Genomic DNA, 17,353 nt, shown 5'->3' with positions numbered 1-17,353 from the left:
AAAAGAAAAAGAAGCAGTTTATTATGTTACATGTTCATTTAGGGGAATTAATCTTAACTTTACCATCATGGTCTATCACATATCGGTTCTACAGTTCAACTGACTTTTAGCAAACGTATTGCGAGTGTGTTATGACACCTCCTTTAACTGTAATCCGAGTATATATGATGCATCTCTCACTCCTTTCTATTAGTTAATTGTATTATAATACATAATTAATCAAAATACTACAAATATTCAGAAAATAATTCAAAATGCATAGTTTTTTGTCATTTTCTGAAATATACACACAAAACGGGATTGAGATATAACAAAATCAATACAATCTAAAGACGAATAAACTGAGTAAATGATCTAGTATGGGTCGTTTGGTAACACTGCTGGTGATTTCCGGGCAAGGCTACGCTTTCCCTCCAATCACCAGCTAGAAGCAACTCCAAACATATTAACATTAAACCTATATTCACCATACCAATGAAAAGATCCGAACGATGAATCGTTCGGATCTTGCTTCAACTAAAATACGTTTGTACCAGCCTCTTTTTAATTAATGCAGCTTATGGTTATTAGGCATCTGAGGAGAGGCAGTAGCTTTTGCAAAACTTATGATCATTTGCTGCATATCTTCTTTTGCAAGCTGCGGCACTTGATAATAATGGTGTTTATTTTGATAAAGAGAAATTTCATAAGCCATTTCAATCCAATTAGGAACACTGTCTCCGAATATTCGGCGAACAACAGGATTTGTTATTTCTAAAGCGGTCATGGTTAAAAGAGATGCTTGAGACTTAACTAGACCTAGCATATGACCTGATATGCCTTTTTCATTGATTTCCTCAACGGACTGATTCGGCTTTTTAGGCTGCGAAGGCTTTAAGCCATAAACAAAGGTATGAGACTGCTTCATGTTATATACATGTGTAGAATCGGCCGGCTTTTGACCAGTAGAAAAAGCTTCTACGATTAAATTATATTCATTTAAAATAAACTGATATTGCCGATCAATGATATCAAGCAGCTCTTGTTCTTTTACATATTGCCTAAACATCATAAACTGATCCATTACATTAATCGAGCCGGCAAGTGTTTCATGAACGTCAAATAGTTCATGCCCTCCATGGTTCAATTGAGGGGGTACAGCTCCAGTTTGCATGTTTGTAGGAAGTTCGTGATTATTCATACTAAGTCCTCCTTAAAATCGGTATCGACTATAGTCTTTAAACTTCTTCAGGTTTTATACTCAAACTTGATTTATTCATAAAATGTTGCTCTACATAACTTAATTTACAACTAGTTATTTAATTAAAAGGTAAAAGTGAAAGGGTTTTATGAAAAAAAAGCGAATATCAATAACAATTCACGATCTATAGATAGGGGAATCAAAAAACATGAATGAGCTGCTGTCATACTCAAGTGAATTAAAACACGAAGCAAATCAACTGGTGGTATCCAATCATTTATTGGATCTGTTAAGAGAATACGGTTGTCCTCTCTCAGGGGAAAGTTTTGAGTTAAATGTCATGACAAATCGCATCATTAATTTTTACGTAGGAAATGATGAAATGGATGAAGAATCTATTTTTCACATGGGGTATCAGCTTACAAAGCGTTTTAACCCTTATAAGATGATATTTGCTAATGAAAAAGATAAGTATCAGTGGAGTCTGTATATGATTCAGAAGGGAGAAGAGTGGAAGCTTGATATTTCCGTGGTTCCAGAAAATATCGTGAAAGGCAAAGTTGAGAAACAAGAGTTATTAAAATCACTTCTCACTGAAAAGAAGCGGGAATGCATTTTATTTTTCAAGCAGCAAAGCGGATATAATCGCTATTATACGAGTGATCATGTCTATAAGGCTGTACTAGAAGATGACATTCACGATGATATGTCTTTTTTTATGTGGCTGCAAAGACAAAAAAAAGTAAATCAACAAACGTAAAAAAGAGCCGCTTAGGCTCTTTTTATGCGTTTACGCATGTTTTTACAGGTAAAGCAGCTTTTAGCATCCAAATATGTTTTTCAATGTTGCCGATTGTTCCAATGAATAAGTCAGCTGTTACGTGATCGTGTGCTGCTTCAGCGTTTTCAACTGCATTTTTTAGGTTTTTAACAAGTAGCGTATAGTCATTAATTAAGGTTTCTACCATTTCTTCACTCGTTTGCTCGTTTCCATCTTCAGAAAGAGTAGCTGCTTGCAAAAATTGCTTCATTGTAGCAATTGGGCTTCCTCCAATGGCTAGTAATCGTTCTGCATATTCATCTATATAGTCCGCCGTCTCATTATAGAGTTCTTCAAATTTTTCATGAAGCGTAAAAAATTGAGGCCCTTTTACATACCAGTGAAAGCGATGTAGCTTCGTATACAATACGTTAAAATCGGCAATTTGTTGGTTCAATACGTTTTCTAAATTCATAGTTAATAGCCTCCTAATGAGTTGTTATTATCTTATATTTATATTATATCAAATATCAAATTAAAATCAATACTTATTTATAATTATTATTAAATAATAATCAGGGTGCTTTTAAATTATAGCTATTCTCTTTAAAAACTCTAAAGATATGATAGGATAGAGCAAGAGTATTGAAAGGAAGAAGGATTAGTTATGCATATTACACCAGAAGCAAAACAATTAATTAACAATATACTTGAAGAGCAGGAGATAACAGGAATTCGCTTGTACTTCAAAGGAATTAGCTGTGAAATCCCTAATATTGGGTTAGCTTTTGAAGAGCCTTTTGAAAATGATGAAATGTATGAAGTCGACGGAGTACAAGTAGCAATGGAAGCTTCTATTGTGCCTTATACAAATGAATTAATGTTAGATGTTCATACAACGCCGTACGGTCCAGGTTTAGCATTAGTTGGGGCTAAAGAGGCTGAGTAAAAAATTTATGTAAGAGAAGCTAACAGGTTTGTTGTTTGTTTTGGTAAACCTTGGTTTACTTAATTCAAACGTTAGTGAAATGGAGGGGGACCTATGCTTCTTTCTCATCATGTAACGGTTGAACAAAGGCAGCAAATCAAACGCTTTAAGCAGCAAATACAAGACGCAAAAACGCTAGATGAGCGCCGTTTGTATCAAGCCCAGCTAAATAAATTTGTTGAGCGCCTATTTATTGAGAATCGCTTGCAGCGCAGCGGCGAACAATAAAAAACACCTAGAAAAGAAGCCTTCAAAGAAGGTTTCTTTTTTTTAAGTAGATTATTATACTTTTAACTCTTGTAATTATTCATTTTCTTATATATCGCCCTTTATCTACTTGAAATCCGGTTTTCTGTATGAATATAGCACTAAAAACGTGTAAGTGACTATTAAATGAAAGCGCTTTCTGTTATAGTGAAGGTATAGAATTGTACTTGTTCACCTACAATGTTCATAAGGAGTGGTTTGTATGATTGAAAGAGGAAACTTCTTAATTGGTTTAGCGTGGGGAACATCTTTGAGCATACCTTTATGGATCGCCTTCTTTGGCTGGATAAAATTAGTTTGGCGCTTGCTTTAAATAAATAAAAACAAAAAAAGTAAAAAAACTTCAGTGGATATGCGCTGAAGTTTTTTTAAATAGAATAAATAGGTATTAAGAACTATTAAATAAATTATAATTTATAACGATAAGTAAATAAGACTACTATAAATATTATTTCTGGATTTTTTAAGATTCTAATGTTTTAGGTCTTATTACACAACGGAAAGCAGGAGTACAAATTGAAAAGCTATCGTTTAGTAAGTTTCTCTACCTTATGTATCTGTCTACTTGTTTTATTCATTTCACCTTTTCAAGATACATCTAGTGCGTCAACTGATAAATATCAAAATTTCAAGCAGCTCTCACAGCACGAGTTTTCAGCTAGCTATAAAGTGACGACCAAAGAAACAAAAAGCCCTGTCCTTATCTTTGCTCCACACGGTGGAGGAATTGAAGGGGGGACAAGCGAAATTGCCAAAGAGCTTGGCAAACAAAATGCTCTTTACCTATTCGAATCGTTAAAGTCGAAAGGGTCACGAGACCTGCACCTCACAAGCACTCATTTTGATGAGCCCACAGCGCGTAAGATGGTAAGCAAGTATGATAATGTTTTATCACTTCACGGGTATTCTGGGAACGAAAAACATATTTTTGTGGGGGGAACTGATCGGGAGCGTGCAAAAAAATTAACGCAATTATTAAATCAAAATGGATTTCCCGCGGAACTGATTACAAAAGGGCACGATGAGATTGCAGGCATTAACCCTGGAAATATTGCAAATAAAAATCGTACCGGGAAAAGTATTCAATTGGAGATTAGCCAACCGCTGCGAAGTGCTATGTTTCATTCATTCTCTTCAAAAGGAAGAGCTTCGTCTAAAACTCAAACTTTTTATAGGTTTACAAATGTGCTTTCTACATTTGTTTCCACTTCTTACTGAATCCAAAAAAGAATGCTTTCACAAGCATTCTTTTTTTATAAACTAGTTTCGCTACTCGTGACTTATAATAGGTTTCCAGTTAAAATCTTTTACATCTTGAACAGAGGGCTTTCTCACGTGCTGTAAGCTTTCTTTATTACACGCTCCATAAACTATAAAATTTTCCTGAGCTTCTATTAAAGAAATAGAGTTGGCTCCTAATTCGTTGGCATTCAGCTTTTGGTACGGATCGTCTTCCCAAAAACATATCTCACAAATATCATAGTCACCATCACTGTCTAACGATTGATAACCACAGCAAGGGCATGTATACTTTTTCATTGTTTCTATCCTTTCTGTATGGGATTTTAAGCTAGAAAAAAGTCAGCCATCTTATTTAACTATTTTACTATATTCAAGGATAATCTGAAAGAATATTCAAAAAATTACAGCGGCATCTTCCCTAGGATTTGTGAACATTTTATAACGAATTGGTAATAGTTATTGTGAGACTGAGTAAAAAAGGAGTACACTTACTAGGAAAATAGATCGTGTTCGAAAACGTCTACATAAAAGCATTTTTGGATATGATGAAAAAAGAAAAAAGAGATAGGGAGTCATAAATATGAAAAAAATAATAGGTTTACTTTTAGCATGCTTTTTAGCTGTTCCGACAGTTAGTTTTGCTCATACACATGTGCAAACAACAGTGCCGGAAAATGGTGCAACTGTTACAGCTCCTCTAAAAGAAATTAAATTAACCTTTGAAACACACATCGAGAAAATCAGTACTGTAACCGTTACAAAAGATGGACAAAAAATTTCACTTGCATCGCAAAAAGTAGAGGGTCATGATTTAATAGCTTCTCTCGATCAGCCTCTTGAAAACGGATCTTACACAGTGAACTGGGAAATTGTAGGGGAAGATGGTCATGTAATGAAAGATTCGATTGCTTTTAAAGTAGATGTGAAAGATGAAGCGAAAGAAGAGAATACTCAAGCAGCCGGAAAAGATAGTGAAAAAAAGCAAGACGCCACGCAATCCGAACAGCACCAAAAAAGTGCAGTAGCAAATGATGAAAAAACAGAGAACAATGATTCTTCATCGTTTTTTGTTATCATGATTATTGCTATTGTAGTGGTGGTTGGAGCATTACTCTTAATCTTCAGAAAGAAAAAGGCTTAAAAAGATGAGTATTTTGTTGCCTGTTTTTGAGTGGTTCACATACGTAGGTCTTTCCTTATTATTAGGATTTGCTGTACTGCAATATGTACCTCTTACAAAAAAGCCAACAATTTTATTATCAAAGCGATGGCTACTTGCAAGTGCAGCGGCTGTCGCTATTTTTTCGGTTGGAAATTCGCTTGAGATTATTTTATCTTTTTCAAAAATAAGAGGGTTAGGTGAAACAGTTCGTCTTGTATTATTGGAAACAAGAACCGGACACGCCTGGATCTTTGTTGTGCTGATTGCTATTTTATGTATGGTTGCTGTTTCAATAGAGAGCCACCCTCATATGTATACATTACTGACTGTAGCCTTGGTGGGAGGAATCGCCTACGCAAGTCACGCAGCATCCGCTTCTGCGCTTAGCGGCATGCTTTCTCATTCTCTTCATATTTTAGCAGTTGGACTGTGGGGAGGGGTGGTTCTGATTGTTGCCGCTTTTTCAAAAGAAACCTCCAATTGGAAAAATTTCTTAAGTTGGTTTACTCCTTTTGCAATCGCTTGTTTTGTGCTTCTTTCATTAAGTGGGTTCATTTCGATGGTCATTATCATGGGGCTGTCCAACTACGTAAATTCATGGGCTACAGATTACGGGCAGTCTCTTTTACTAAAGCATATTACGATTATTCCGCTGCTTGCATTTGCCGTCATCAATGGCTTTCTTATGAAAAAAACGATAAAACATCCAGAATATAAGCCCGTGATGTGGATTCGAGCAGAAAGCATTATTTTGCTTATCATTTTTTTATTTACAGCTATCATGGTGACGCAATCGCCGCCAACTAATATAAGTCATATGGCAATGGATTCATCGATTCTTCCGTTTATCTATGGGAAACAAGTGACGCTCCCTCTAACGTTTCACGTAACGATTGTAGGAATCCTATTCTTATTTGTCGCACTGCTGTTTTTTGTGTATTTACTTGTTTGTTTTTACAAAAAGACAGTATGGCTTAGCGTATTAAGTGCGGGTTTGTTTGTTTTTGCTTTTTATATTGCGATGATGACAAGTATTCAAGTCTAAAAACAGTGAGAAATATCTCACTGTTTTTTTATTAGCCATTAAAAGCTGTGTTATCTCTCGGGCCTTTTCCCGGAGAAGGAGGCATCGGCATATGGGAATTAGAACCAGAGCTAGAACCAGAGCCGGACGTAGAGCCGCTTGGAGGCGATATATTTCCTACGTTTCCAAAAATAATGATCCCGCCAGAAATTGTTCCAATAGAAACAGATTTAATATAAACAGACATTCTTATTCAACCTCTCATCTAGTAAAAGAGTTCAGTGTACCATAGTATATGACCAGCTTGTCATTTTCGTATAGACGAGTTTGAAAAATAGGTAAAAGCTTAGAAGTTCAGGTTGAGAAAGGAAATGATGTAAAATAAGATAGAACTTTGAAGGTAAAGTGTGTGGTGTCTGCCTAAAGTGTGTATACCACCTATTAAAAGAATTAGAAAGGAACTAAGATGAATACGCAAAAAGGAATTCATTTTTCATTTAAAAAATTATGGTTGCTAACGACCCCTCCGACAGGAAAGCTACTCATTTCGTTTATACTGGCCTTAATTAATACCGGAGCGTCGCTTTCTATTCCTCTTGTCATTAAAGAAGTGATGGAGAAAATTGCAATAGGAGTCTCACCGCAGCTTATAGCAGGACTCCTTGTTTTATTTGCTGCTCAAATGGTAACAAGCGCAGTATCGCTTTATCTCCTTGCTCAAGTAGGGCAAGGTGTTGTAAAAGAACTCAGACATAAAGTGTGGAACAAGCTCATAAAGCTTCCGGTTTCATTTTACGACCAAAACCGTTCCGGTGAAATGGTAAGCCGCATTACAAATGATACAACCATTGTGATGAATTTATTGTCAACAGAAATGATTGACTTTGTTAAAAATATTTTATCTATTATCGTTGCCATTGTTATTTTATTTACGCTTGATGTACCCATGACGCTCATTTTATTAGCGGTTATTCCCGTTATGTTTGTACTGGTTATGCCGCTAGCGCGAAAAATACATAAAATTTCACGTGAGCAACAGGATAAAATGTCCAAGCTTACGGCTTTTTTAGCTCAAATGCTGAGTGAAATCCGCTTGATTAAAGTATCCGGTTCAGAGAAAAAAGAAGTTGATTCCGGCTTACAATCGTTTCAGTCACTCTACCTCTTCGGTGTAAAGAGAGCTAAAATTGAAGCCATCATTACCCCGATTATTAGCACGGTGATGACCGCTGTTATGATTGCCATCGTCGGGTTTGGTGCATACCGGGTGAGTGAGGGATTTATCACTGCAGGAGAGCTGGTGGCTTTTGTTCTTTACCTTTTTCAAATTATGGTTCCGGTTGGTTCACTTACCCGATTTGTTACGAGCTTTCAGCAAACCAAAGGAGCTTCAGAAAGAATCTTTGATATATTAGCTGAGAAAGAAGAGAACTATGAAAATGGAGAAGTGCTTGAACAGGTAGGGAGTTTAAGGTTCGATAAAGTTGCTTTTCAATATGAAGATAAACCAGTATTGCAGGAAGTTTCATTTTCTGCTAAAAAAGGAGAAGTTACCGCTTTTGTTGGACCTAGCGGAGCTGGAAAATCTACTGTTTTTTCGCTTATCGAACGCTTTTATGAGCCTTCATCGGGGCGCATATTCTTGGATGGAACAGACAGTCAAAACGTCAACTTACGTTCGTGGCGTCACCTGTTTAGCTATGTTCAGCAGGATTCTCCGATTTTAGCAGGAACAATTCGAGAAAATCTCATTTACGGATTAGAGCGGCATGTGACGGATGAAGAAATAGAAGAAGCAGCGAAGTTAGCGAATGCTCATCATTTCATTCAGTCCTTTGAAGCTCAATATGAAACAATGATTGGAGAAAGAGGTATTAATCTCTCAGGAGGACAGCGACAGCGTATTGCAATTGCCCGAGCGCTGTTACGCAATCCCCAGTTTTTACTACTGGACGAAGCGACAGCTAGCTTGGACTCCGAATCAGAAAAGCTTGTGCAAGAGTCATTGGAAACGGTAATGAAAGAACGCACATCACTCGTCATTGCCCATCGTCTATCTACGGTCATTAATGCGGACCAAATTGTTGTAATAGAAGAAGGGCAGGTTACAGGAAGCGGAACGCATAAAGAGCTGTTAGCCTCTCATTCTTTTTACCGGCGTTTGGTAGAGCAGCAGTTTCAAACATCCCTATAGAACAAACAAAAAAAGACTGCTTTCAAGCAGTCTTTTTTTAGTTTATTTATTTAGCTTTTTGACTAATTCATCACCCATTAACTCAGAAGAAAAAGGATCTCGGCTTGTGACAATTTGATCATTTGCCCAAACGGCATATGCTTTTTTATCCATCTCAGGGATGTAGTTAGCCACTTCACGAAGTTCTTGTTCTAAACTGTATGGTAAAAAGGGAAGTACTTCTTCCGGTTCGATTTCATCAGGATAACCGGTTACGTCTAGTCCTTTAATTAACAGTTCATCATCGGATCCTTTCAAGAAAGCAAAAACAGAAGGTCCGTGACACTCAGCTGCTAAAATACCTCCGTTGTCGTACACTTTGTTCATAAGTGCATGCAAGTCCACATTTTTTGCTAAGTCAAACATAGCGCCGTGGCCGCCTACTACTAAAATAACGTCATAGTTCTCAGCATCTACTTCTTCAAGTTTCATTGTCTGATCCGCTCTTCCTGATTCATATAATTGCTTATACGTTCCGTCTGGATCAAAGTCTTCTGAAATACTTCGAACGTCTACTTCCGGCTTACCTCCAAAAGGTGAGGCTAAATCAACGGTGTGCCCTGCGTCCTCAAGCTTTTGCAGCGGAGCAAATAATTCTTCTGCCCACCAACCTGTGTGATAATCTTTCTCTTCGTATCCGCTTGATAATACAGCTAACACTCTTGCCATGTTTATACCTCCTAAATAATGTAAAACGTATAGTGATACATATCATGTATTCATTGTGAACTGTACCCTATATAAAAAAACTTTAAACAATGGCAAGTTATGAAAAGGTAGCGTGAATCATAAACAAAACCAAAAAAGAGATAGCAAATTTAAGATGCCACTTTTTATCTGTACGCTTATAGCGCTTCACGCCCATCACGAGTAAACAAGCTAGAACAGCCATCGTAATAATTCCTGAAAAGTACGTAAAATTTGCTTGAAATCCTTTTATTAAAGCCATATAACCATGTAAAATAATCAAGGCTGTTGATATAAGAGCAATGGGAACGTGCCACTGACGAACGTACTTGGCTAAAAATTGGATAAGCGGTTTTAACTCAAAATTTCCTTTTTTTATGTGCGATAACGGTTTCCATTTTAATAATAAAAAAATAGGATAAATGGCTAAAGCTGCAAAGAAACCAATTCGTGCGATTGAACCAAGCTCTTTAAAATTCCCTTCATATACTTTAGAATCGAGCGGAAGGGAATGTTTATAAATAGGGATGTAAATAAGCCCTGCTACAACTAGTAAAAAAGAGATAGTAAAGATAAAGATCACTTTTTTGCGCTCACTTTTATTTTTGATTAATGTCTGTAGCCATGATTTTTTAGCTGGAGATTTAGCTGAATTCATTTTCTTCCTCCTCGGAAAAAACTAGTTAATGTCAGTATGAACTTTTTTTCTTAAAAAACCTTTAAAAATCCTTCTTTTTTAGAAAAATTCATTTTTTTCTTTGCAATACGCGTTATAGTTAAACAAAGGGTTTAAAAAGGAGATGAATACATGAAAAAAAGAATAAGTATATCTATAATCAGTCTTTGTTTACTTTTAACGGCCTGTGGTCAGGAACCTGCTCAAAGCACAAATTCTGAGCAGCCAAAACCGTTGGACGTAAATCTTCAAGGCCCAGGGGCGTTACAGAAAAATGAAAGCGGTATCTACAAAGCCGAAGTTACATATGGAGACGAAAAAGTGAAAAATGATGATGTTGAAATGATTGAATTTGAAATAGAGAAAAAAGATGGCGAAGGGAAAGGGAAGATGTTAAAGCCTAAACAAGTAGGAGAAGGTGTATATGAAATACAAACATCTTTCTCTGAGCCTGGCACATATACCGTGCAATCACATGTTTCTGCAAAAGGGACGCATAACATGCCTCTTATAACCGTTACGGTTAAATAAAAGAAGTCAAGGATTCTAATTCCTTGGCTTCTTTTCGTTTAGTATGTCCAATGAATTCCCATTCTACAAGGGGAAAAGGTTATTTGGAATAGGATGATTTTTTCTATCATCATTTCTATCATCAATTAAAGTAATGCACTGAGCCAGCTGTTCAATTCCTCGTTTGATCGTATTCGTATTTACTTGCGAGATGCTTAATCGGAGAAGAGTGTCTCGTTTGTATTCTGGTAAAAAAAATCTAGAAGCATCATCAACATATATGTGCTGCTCGTTTAGCATGTGAACGATCTGTTTTGCTGTCACATGCTCAGGCAAACTAATGGATAAATAGAATCCTGAAGTTGGTTTAGAAAAGTGTGTATGAGCGGGTAGCAGTGAATCACATGCTTCTACAAGAGTTTGCATTTTGGTATGGTATACCTCTTTTATCTTTTTAAGATGACTAGTAAACATGCCGCTTTTTAAATAAATTTCTAGAGCACCTTGGGAAAGCGCTGAACTATTAAAATCTGAACTGAACTTATATCGTAAAAAGTTGCTATTCATTAACGAAGGAAGCACGACAGCAGCAATACGTAACCCAGGAAGAAAGATTTTCGAAAAGCTTTTAATGTAAATAACTCGTCCAGAAGGATTAAAAGAAAATAAAGGATCTGATTTTGCATCGGGATCAAGGTCACCCAAAAAGTCATCTTCCACTATATATACATCGTATTTTTCGGCTAGCTCCACGATTTTTTTCTTCTCAAAATTTGTATAACAATGCCCAAGAGGATTGTGAAATCTTGGAATAATATAGAAAAATTTTATATCATTATTTCGAAAAATGTACTCCAAACGATCAAGATCAATCCCTTTCATCGATAGCTCGATCCCAAAAGCAGTAGCTTGGTGCAGCGTAAGAGACTCGATAAAACCGAAATAAGTGGGCTGTTCAATCAGGATATTATTTTTTCCATTTGGAAATGGCATAGAAACTAATAAGTGAAGAGCTTGCTGAGACCCGGATACAACAACTAACCTTTCAGCTTGAGTGAACACCTGTAGGTTCTGCAAGTGTTTCACTAACTGTACCCGTAATGAGTAAGAGCCTTGTTGATCAGAGTATGTAAAAAGCTCTTCTTTGTAGTGTTCAATCGCTTGGTTTATACAATGCTGAAATTCAAGATAAGGCATAACGTTTTTATCTGGACCAGCAGACAAGAAATCAATCACTTCATTTTCATTCGTCCTATGTTGAAATTCTGCCACAACGTAGTAGCCGCTTTTAGGAACAGAATAAATTAAATGCTCTTTTTCTAGTTCACTGTACGCTTTGATAACGGTATTCTTGCTGCACGAAAAATGTTGGGATAGTCGGCGAACAGAAGGGAGTTTACCACCTGCAATAAGCGATCCAGTTGCTAGGCCAAGCTTAATTTCTTCCATGATTTTCAGATATTTCAAACTCATAGGTCCTACTCCTTTAATTTGTACCCGTACAGATAGGTAAAAGAATGATTTATTTTAGTAGTTGTCCTGCGCTATCCTTTTAATTATATCAGAACTTTTTTTAGAAAAATGGTACAGTTCTGAAAAATAAAAAGACAGGGGTAGGGTAAGATGCAAAAAGAAACGAGAGAGAAAATGGGCTTATTGTTGGGGTTAGTAGGCGTTATCTGTTTTAGCTTAACCCTTCCTTCTACAAGCATTGCAGTGGAGTATTTCGGAACGACAGTCGCAGGTTTAGGAAGAACAGCTGTAGCTGCTGTTTTAGTAGCTGTGATATTGATTGTACGAAAAGAAAAATTTCCTTCTCTTCGCCAATTTAAAAGTCTGCTGATCGTCGCTTTAGGCGCAGTTTTAGGGTTTCCTCTGCTCACTTCTTGGGCAATGAAATCCTTGCCTGTTTCTCACGGAGCGGTTGAACTCGCTCTTTTACCATTAGCCACAGCCGGTTTTGCGATGTTTAGAGGGGGTGAACGTCCTTCTTTAAAATTCTGGGTCTCAAGTATAATCGGTTCGGCAGCTGTTATCGTGTATGCTCTTCACCTCGGATTCGGTCAACTGCAGTTTGCTGATGCAGCTTTACTAGCAGCGGTGCTGATACTTGGACTAAGCTACGCAGAAGGAGGGGGGTTAGCAAGAGAATTAGGCAGCTGGCAAGTAATTGCTTGGGCCATTATCATCGGTACGCCATTTTTTATGATTCCAGTGGGACTAAGCATTACAGCTGAAATGCTCCATGCGCCTTTAAAAGCGTGGGCTAGTTTGATTTATCTCTCAGTAGTGAGTCAATTTTTAGCATACGTTGCTTGGTACAGCGGGATGGCTATGGGTGGAATAGCCAGAGTTAGCCAGGTTCAATATTTACAGCCATTTTTAATGATTCTGTTTGCAGCTCTATTTCTAGGTGAAACAATTACACTTTTTACTCTTGCTATAGCAATAATTGTTGTCTTTTCGGTTGTAATAGGCAAAAACGCTTCGGTGTCAAAAAAAGAAGTGCATCCACAGAAAATGGTGAATAAAGACGCTTAACTAATATGTGAATTTGTTATATTAAAACAACATGCTCTATTCCCGTTAGCAATCAGCAGGCTCATTGGGTCTCCTGTGTTCTCTATGCAAGTTTCAAGAGCCAAAAGATAAGAAATGAATGAATTTCCTATGTAAAAAAGGTATATAACGGTTTTTTTTTACATAGGTTGAACATTATACAAGAACTTGTACACCGAAAAATACAATTAGACAAATAATTCGTATAAAGCTTGTCATATACATAGAGAGAAGAGGTAGTGATGAAAAAGGACGGGAAATAGAGGAGATAACGAGATGAACACTTTTTTGAAAGGAACGTTTATTCTAGCAGGTGCTGCCTTTGCAGGAGAGTTAATTGAATTTCTTGTAAATATGGTACTTGCTAGAGAATTAGGAAGGGAAGGCATGGGCATGTACATGACTGTTCTTCCTATCATTTTTCTTATTGCCACCGTAGCTAACTTAGAACTGCCTATTTCTATTTCTAAATTTTTGGCTGAACATCATCGCAAAGAACATCAGCATATGATGAAGCATGCCACCATTTTTGCGACTGCTGTGAGCTTGGGAATCTTTTTTATTACACTGGCCGTATTAGCAGCCTTTCCATTTTTTAGTCACTATCATCCTTACTTGAAATGGGTCGTACTATGTTTCATTCCGGTTGTTTCATTTTCAGCGGTGCTTCGTGGATATTTTACGGGTAAAAATAATATGACGACTATCGCTGTGTCTAATTTTATCCGCAAAGCCTTTCAGCTAACGATTTTATTTGTTGTTTTTCAAATGTTTGCTTTCACAGATGTTAAAATGTCGCTGTTTATTGCGATTTGTACGCTAATTGGAACCGAAGCTGTTATTTTACTTTATTTTTTTATCACGTATGTTACTCAGTTAAGTGTTTTATCAAGAGGGCACAGACCTCTGCTTTCTCCAAGTGAGATTCGGAAAAAGCTGTTAGGCGTCTCACTTCCGACCACGGGACTGCGTTTATTTAATGCGGTATGTAATGCTATTCAGCCGTTTTTAATCAAACACGCGCTCGTTTTATCGGGCATGACTTTAACCGGGGCAACGCAGCATTTTGGTATGCTAACAGGGGTAGCGATGTCGATCGGATTTTTTCCAGCTTTCTTTGCTCATTCTCTTTTAGTGGCACTAATACCTGCTGTATCTGAAGCTCATGCGAAAAATCAGGAAGAACAGCTTCAAAGACTTTTGACTCAAAGTATGCAAATGACATTTTTATATGGGATTCCGTCTATAGTGGCGATGTATTTCTTTGCTGAGCCGCTTACTAACTTGTTTTTTCATTCTACAGAGGCCGTGTACTATTTAAAGGCTTTATGGCCGTATTTTCTTTTTCACTTCTTTGCCGTCCCACTTCAAGCTTATTTAATTGGACTTGGCTATGTAAAAGATGCTTTTTATCATACGATTTGGTCTCATATTGTATCTTTTTCCCTGATGTTTTTCTTAGGATCACAAACAAATATTGGCATGCAGGGAATTATTATCGGGATGAACTGTGGCGTGGTTGTCTTGACCGTTCTGCATTATGTAACGATTTGCAAAGTCATTAACGTTTCCTTTTTTTCACTTAAGCATAAAACGCATTTATCTTAAAAAAACCTCCAACAGTGAAGTTGGAGGTTTTTTGGTTACCAGTTATTCATAATTGAGCTAAACAGTGTAGCAGGGTCTTGTCCGCCGCCGCCTGATAAGTATTTCGTTGTTTGCGTAGAATTAGCATTATCAAAGCCAGCGTGGATAGAAACGACTGCATCATCGGTATACCCGACAAACCAAGCATCTTTGACATCGTTGGTTGTACCGGTTTTACCTGCAGCATCTCGTGAAGAACGAGCGTTAACACCTGTTCCATAGCTTTTTTCAATCACATCCTGTAGCATGGATGTCATTGTATCCGCATTTTCTTCACTCATTACTCGCTCTGTCTGAATGTCTGGCTTTTTCACTTCACCGTCGCGCATCTCAATTTTTCGAATTGCGTACGGCTTAGTCATGACGCCTTTGTTAGCAAAAGTTGTATATCCTTGTGCTAACTGAAGGGGAGAGAACGTTGTGGTCGTTCCTCCCAGAGCAAGCCCTAATTTTGACTTATCGTCATCTTCAAGAGGAAGTCCAGCTTTTTCCATGAATTTTGCGCTTGTATCAATACCAATTTGTTTTAAAAGCCAAACAGCTGGAACGTTAAGCGAACGAGTAAGTGCTTCACGCATTGTCACATGCTTTTGATATTCACCTTCTGCGTTTTTAGGGCTATATCCACCGCCAAAGTCTTGTCGTTCGTCACTTAAGAGTGAAGTTGGTGTATAATCTCCAGTTTCTAAGGCTGGACCATATACGGCTAAAGGCTTAATAGCTGAACCAAGCTGATAGCCGCTTGTAGCACGGTTTAAGCCGTTTCGCTCATAGCTGCGTCCTCCATACATCGCTGAAATTCCACCTGTTTTAGGGTTAACAGCCGAAATCCCAACCTCTACTTTGCTGTTGATGGCATCATCTCGGAACGTATGATTTGCTACAGAGTTATTAATCGATTCCTGTAAATTAGGATCTAAATCTGTATAAATGGCATAACCACCCTTATAAAGGTCATCAGCAGATACGCCATACTGTTGAGCAGCTTCGTTAATTACATAATCAATAAATGCTTGATTTGAGTTCGGTTTTTTAACCGGAATACTAGGCTTGACTACACGTTCGTTTAACGCTTGCTGATACTGAGTATCACTAATAACGTTTTGGTCATGCATCAGTTTCAATACAACGTTTCGTCGGGCTGTCGCTTTTTCTGTACTATTGCTTGGTGAATACGTACTCGGCGCTTTTGGCAGTCCTGCTAAAAGCGCAGCTTCGCCTACGGTTAAATCTGATACAGGCTTATTAAAATAAAGCTGAGAAGCTGCACCAATACCATATACACCGCTTCCGAAATAAATTTGATTTAAATATAATTCCAAAATTTGATCTTTTGTAAATTGTCTTTCTAAGCCTAGTGATAGAAACATTTCATCTACTTTACGTTTAATGGTCTTATCACTAGATAAGTAAAGATTTCTTGCTAACTGCTGTGTAATGGTACTTGCGCCTTCAGCTTTACTCATTGTTACAATGTTCTTAAAAAGGGCGCGGCCAATACCTTGTAAATCAATCCCAAAATGCTTGTAAAAGCGACGGTCTTCCGTTGCAACAAACGCCATTTTTACATAATCGGGAATTTCATTGCTCGAAACATTTTGACGGGGAACGGTTTTATACAATTCGTCAATCTTACGGTCATTTTTGTCATAGACTACCGTACTTTGAACCGACTGCAGTTTCGAGTAAGATAAATCAGCCGTTTGCTGAAATTGCTTTAATACATAGGTAACTCCTAGCATTACAATTAAAACAACGACTAAAAAGGCTAAAATAAATTTCCTCATGTTGGTTCACTCCACTAAGTAATAATTCCATGTTTACACATAGCTACATTCTTCGTCTTTACAAGGTCGTTATGTAAAGAATGCTAAAGTTTGTTGATCCATTCAATCTTTTAACAGAGAGATGGATGATAAAGTATTAACGTTCACAAGCTGACGCGCTAAGTTTAATAAAGGCTATTATTCAAGTGCAGGTAAGTTTTTAGGGTATAAGATGATTGACATAAATAGCTCTTTACGCAGTTATTTTTTGCTTACTCGCAGATGTTTCGTTTTTTTATTAAACTGAAACAAAGTGAAATACAATCATCTGAACTTAGTTTACCCATAAATTTGTGTTTGTCAAATAAAGTCGTATAAAGCACCATTCGGGGCTTTGTTCCCCTTTATGAAAAAACAAGCTGGTATTTTACGTTCTGTTTCTCATAGAAAAAAGTTGTTATAACACGTATAAGAAATAAGATTTAGTACGTTCGGGTATAAATGCTGATATCTGTTGAAAGTAACGAAATAAAGCAAAAATTAACTAATTTATCAGACTAGGGCACTTTTTATACGAAGGAGGACGGGCGAGTTTTAATCATTATCCACCTTTTGACGGGAGCACTTAGCTAAAAGTGGAATATTTCTTTCC

18 protein-coding genes are annotated in these 17,353 nt (G+C 37.2%); 10 read left to right on the top strand and 8 right to left on the bottom strand.

What is annotated here, in order from left to right; genetic code table 11:
- Positions 1 to 547 precede the first annotated feature (547 nt).
- The gene (locus MKY06_RS15290; RefSeq protein WP_029322625.1) at positions 548 to 1,180 is read right to left on the bottom strand and encodes a spore coat protein; all 633 of its coding nucleotides are present in this window, start codon (positions 1,178 to 1,180) and stop codon (positions 548 to 550) included.
- A gap of 208 nt (positions 1,181 to 1,388) precedes the next feature.
- Here MKY06_RS15290 and MKY06_RS15285 point away from each other — a divergent pair, with 208 nt between their 5' ends.
- The gene (locus tag MKY06_RS15285; RefSeq protein WP_029322623.1) at positions 1,389 to 1,940 is read left to right on the top strand and encodes a hypothetical protein; all 552 of its coding nucleotides are present in this window, start codon (positions 1,389 to 1,391) and stop codon (positions 1,938 to 1,940) included.
- A gap of 22 nt (positions 1,941 to 1,962) precedes the next feature.
- Here MKY06_RS15285 and MKY06_RS15280 read toward each other — a convergent pair whose 3' ends face one another.
- Positions 1,963 to 2,415: a Dps family protein gene (locus MKY06_RS15280; RefSeq protein WP_029322620.1), complete on the bottom strand. Its 453-nt coding sequence runs from the start codon at positions 2,413 to 2,415 to the stop codon at positions 1,963 to 1,965.
- Between the two features lie 192 nt (positions 2,416 to 2,607).
- Here MKY06_RS15280 and MKY06_RS15275 point away from each other — a divergent pair, with 192 nt between their 5' ends.
- From MKY06_RS15275 to MKY06_RS15265, 3 genes are all read left to right on the top strand, one after another.
- Positions 2,608 to 2,889 carry a hypothetical protein gene (locus MKY06_RS15275; RefSeq protein WP_013057684.1) on the top strand — a complete coding sequence of 94 codons (282 nt, stop codon included), beginning with the start codon at positions 2,608 to 2,610 and terminating at the stop codon, positions 2,887 to 2,889.
- Positions 2,890 to 2,982: 93 nt separating this feature from the next.
- Complete coding sequence (locus MKY06_RS15270; protein WP_013057683.1) at positions 2,983 to 3,156, top strand: hypothetical protein; 174 nt, start codon at positions 2,983 to 2,985, stop codon at positions 3,154 to 3,156.
- A 555-nt stretch (positions 3,157 to 3,711) separates the two neighbouring features.
- Positions 3,712 to 4,413, top strand: a complete 702-nt coding sequence (locus MKY06_RS15265) for a poly-gamma-glutamate hydrolase family protein (protein ID WP_057273469.1) — start codon at positions 3,712 to 3,714, stop codon at positions 4,411 to 4,413.
- A 51-nt stretch (positions 4,414 to 4,464) separates the two neighbouring features.
- On the opposite strand, the gene MKY06_RS15260 is transcribed toward MKY06_RS15265, so the two are convergent.
- A complete protein-coding gene (locus tag MKY06_RS15260) occupies positions 4,465 to 4,734 on the bottom strand; it encodes a CPCC family cysteine-rich protein (protein WP_013057680.1) in 270 nt (89 codons plus the stop codon).
- 283 nt (positions 4,735 to 5,017) lie between these two features.
- On the opposite strand from MKY06_RS15260, the gene MKY06_RS15255 reads away from it, so the two are divergent.
- Entirely contained in the window at positions 5,018 to 5,578 is a 561-nt protein-coding gene (locus MKY06_RS15255) for a copper resistance CopC family protein (RefSeq protein ID WP_013057679.1), read from the top strand.
- Positions 5,579 to 5,582: 4 nt separating this feature from the next.
- Complete coding sequence (locus MKY06_RS15250) at positions 5,583 to 6,644, top strand: copper resistance D family protein (protein WP_223268886.1); 1,062 nt, start codon at positions 5,583 to 5,585, stop codon at positions 6,642 to 6,644.
- Between the two features lie 31 nt (positions 6,645 to 6,675).
- Here the strand turns inward: MKY06_RS15250 and MKY06_RS15245 are convergent, their stop codons facing one another.
- Positions 6,676 to 6,870 (bottom strand): hypothetical protein, encoded by a 195-nt coding sequence (locus tag MKY06_RS15245; RefSeq protein ID WP_029322613.1) that lies wholly within the window; start codon positions 6,868 to 6,870, stop codon positions 6,676 to 6,678.
- A 219-nt stretch (positions 6,871 to 7,089) separates the two neighbouring features.
- Between MKY06_RS15245 and MKY06_RS15240 the strand changes: the two genes are divergently transcribed.
- Positions 7,090 to 8,817, top strand: coding sequence for an ABC transporter ATP-binding protein (locus MKY06_RS15240; RefSeq protein WP_013057676.1), 1,728 nt, complete (start codon positions 7,090 to 7,092; stop codon positions 8,815 to 8,817).
- Between the two features lie 42 nt (positions 8,818 to 8,859).
- Here MKY06_RS15240 and MKY06_RS15235 read toward each other — a convergent pair whose 3' ends face one another.
- Together MKY06_RS15235 and MKY06_RS15230 are read right to left on the bottom strand one after the other, a co-directional pair.
- Positions 8,860 to 9,525, bottom strand: a complete 666-nt coding sequence (locus MKY06_RS15235; protein WP_013057675.1) for a type 1 glutamine amidotransferase domain-containing protein — start codon at positions 9,523 to 9,525, stop codon at positions 8,860 to 8,862.
- Positions 9,526 to 9,622: 97 nt separating this feature from the next.
- On the bottom strand, positions 9,623 to 10,201 hold the full coding sequence (locus tag MKY06_RS15230; protein WP_064471829.1) for a hypothetical protein: 579 nt from the start codon (positions 10,199 to 10,201) through the stop codon (positions 9,623 to 9,625).
- Between the two features lie 150 nt (positions 10,202 to 10,351).
- Here MKY06_RS15230 and MKY06_RS15225 point away from each other — a divergent pair, with 150 nt between their 5' ends.
- On the top strand, positions 10,352 to 10,750 hold the full coding sequence (locus MKY06_RS15225) for a FixH family protein (RefSeq protein WP_098322351.1): 399 nt from the start codon (positions 10,352 to 10,354) through the stop codon (positions 10,748 to 10,750).
- Between the two features lie 63 nt (positions 10,751 to 10,813).
- On the opposite strand, the gene MKY06_RS15220 is transcribed toward MKY06_RS15225, so the two are convergent.
- Positions 10,814 to 12,202, bottom strand: coding sequence for an aminotransferase-like domain-containing protein (locus MKY06_RS15220; RefSeq protein ID WP_098322352.1), 1,389 nt, complete (start codon positions 12,200 to 12,202; stop codon positions 10,814 to 10,816).
- 150 nt (positions 12,203 to 12,352) lie between these two features.
- Here MKY06_RS15220 and MKY06_RS15215 point away from each other — a divergent pair, with 150 nt between their 5' ends.
- Together MKY06_RS15215 and MKY06_RS15210 are read left to right on the top strand one after the other, a co-directional pair.
- Positions 12,353 to 13,270, top strand: a complete 918-nt coding sequence (locus MKY06_RS15215; RefSeq protein WP_098277620.1) for a DMT family transporter — start codon at positions 12,353 to 12,355, stop codon at positions 13,268 to 13,270.
- Between the two features lie 294 nt (positions 13,271 to 13,564).
- Positions 13,565 to 14,896 (top strand): polysaccharide biosynthesis protein, encoded by a 1,332-nt coding sequence (locus tag MKY06_RS15210; RefSeq protein ID WP_013057669.1) that lies wholly within the window; start codon positions 13,565 to 13,567, stop codon positions 14,894 to 14,896.
- A gap of 35 nt (positions 14,897 to 14,931) precedes the next feature.
- Here MKY06_RS15210 and MKY06_RS15205 read toward each other — a convergent pair whose 3' ends face one another.
- Complete coding sequence (locus MKY06_RS15205) at positions 14,932 to 16,722, bottom strand: transglycosylase domain-containing protein (protein ID WP_029322600.1); 1,791 nt, start codon at positions 16,720 to 16,722, stop codon at positions 14,932 to 14,934.
- Positions 16,723 to 17,353: the final 631 nt, after the last annotated feature.

It is taken from the genome of Priestia sp. FSL P4-0332 (genome assembly GCF_038005845.1).
GTDB lineage: Bacteria > Bacillota > Bacilli > Bacillales > Bacillaceae_H > Priestia.
This window is presented reverse-complemented; position numbering and strand designations above follow the sequence as displayed.

What these genes read in the sequence shown, in the direction of transcription:
- MKY06_RS15290 (WP_029322625.1), bottom strand. Translation starts at nt 1,180, where the DNA reads ATGAATAATCACGAACTTCCTACAAACATGCAAACTGGAGCTGTACCC.
- MKY06_RS15285 (WP_029322623.1), top strand. Translation starts at nt 1,389, where the DNA reads ATGAATGAGCTGCTGTCATACTCAAGTGAATTAAAACACGAAGCAAAT.
- MKY06_RS15280 (WP_029322620.1), bottom strand. Translation starts at nt 2,415, where the DNA reads ATGAATTTAGAAAACGTATTGAACCAACAAATTGCCGATTTTAACGTA.
- MKY06_RS15275 (WP_013057684.1), top strand. Translation starts at nt 2,608, where the DNA reads ATGCATATTACACCAGAAGCAAAACAATTAATTAACAATATACTTGAA.
- MKY06_RS15270 (WP_013057683.1), top strand. Translation starts at nt 2,983, where the DNA reads ATGCTTCTTTCTCATCATGTAACGGTTGAACAAAGGCAGCAAATCAAA.
- MKY06_RS15260 (WP_013057680.1), bottom strand. Translation starts at nt 4,734, where the DNA reads ATGAAAAAGTATACATGCCCTTGCTGTGGTTATCAATCGTTAGACAGT.
- MKY06_RS15255 (WP_013057679.1), top strand. Translation starts at nt 5,018, where the DNA reads ATGAAAAAAATAATAGGTTTACTTTTAGCATGCTTTTTAGCTGTTCCG.
- MKY06_RS15250 (WP_223268886.1), top strand. Translation starts at nt 5,583, where the DNA reads ATGAGTATTTTGTTGCCTGTTTTTGAGTGGTTCACATACGTAGGTCTT.
- MKY06_RS15245 (WP_029322613.1), bottom strand. Translation starts at nt 6,870, where the DNA reads ATGTCTGTTTATATTAAATCTGTTTCTATTGGAACAATTTCTGGCGGG.
- MKY06_RS15240 (WP_013057676.1), top strand. Translation starts at nt 7,090, where the DNA reads ATGAATACGCAAAAAGGAATTCATTTTTCATTTAAAAAATTATGGTTG.
- MKY06_RS15235 (WP_013057675.1), bottom strand. Translation starts at nt 9,525, where the DNA reads ATGGCAAGAGTGTTAGCTGTATTATCAAGCGGATACGAAGAGAAAGAT.
- MKY06_RS15230 (WP_064471829.1), bottom strand. Translation starts at nt 10,201, where the DNA reads ATGAATTCAGCTAAATCTCCAGCTAAAAAATCATGGCTACAGACATTA.
- MKY06_RS15225 (WP_098322351.1), top strand. Translation starts at nt 10,352, where the DNA reads ATGAAAAAAAGAATAAGTATATCTATAATCAGTCTTTGTTTACTTTTA.
- MKY06_RS15220 (WP_098322352.1), bottom strand. Translation starts at nt 12,202, where the DNA reads ATGAGTTTGAAATATCTGAAAATCATGGAAGAAATTAAGCTTGGCCTA.
- MKY06_RS15215 (WP_098277620.1), top strand. Translation starts at nt 12,353, where the DNA reads ATGCAAAAAGAAACGAGAGAGAAAATGGGCTTATTGTTGGGGTTAGTA.
- MKY06_RS15210 (WP_013057669.1), top strand. Translation starts at nt 13,565, where the DNA reads ATGAACACTTTTTTGAAAGGAACGTTTATTCTAGCAGGTGCTGCCTTT.
- MKY06_RS15205 (WP_029322600.1), bottom strand. Translation starts at nt 16,722, where the DNA reads ATGAGGAAATTTATTTTAGCCTTTTTAGTCGTTGTTTTAATTGTAATG.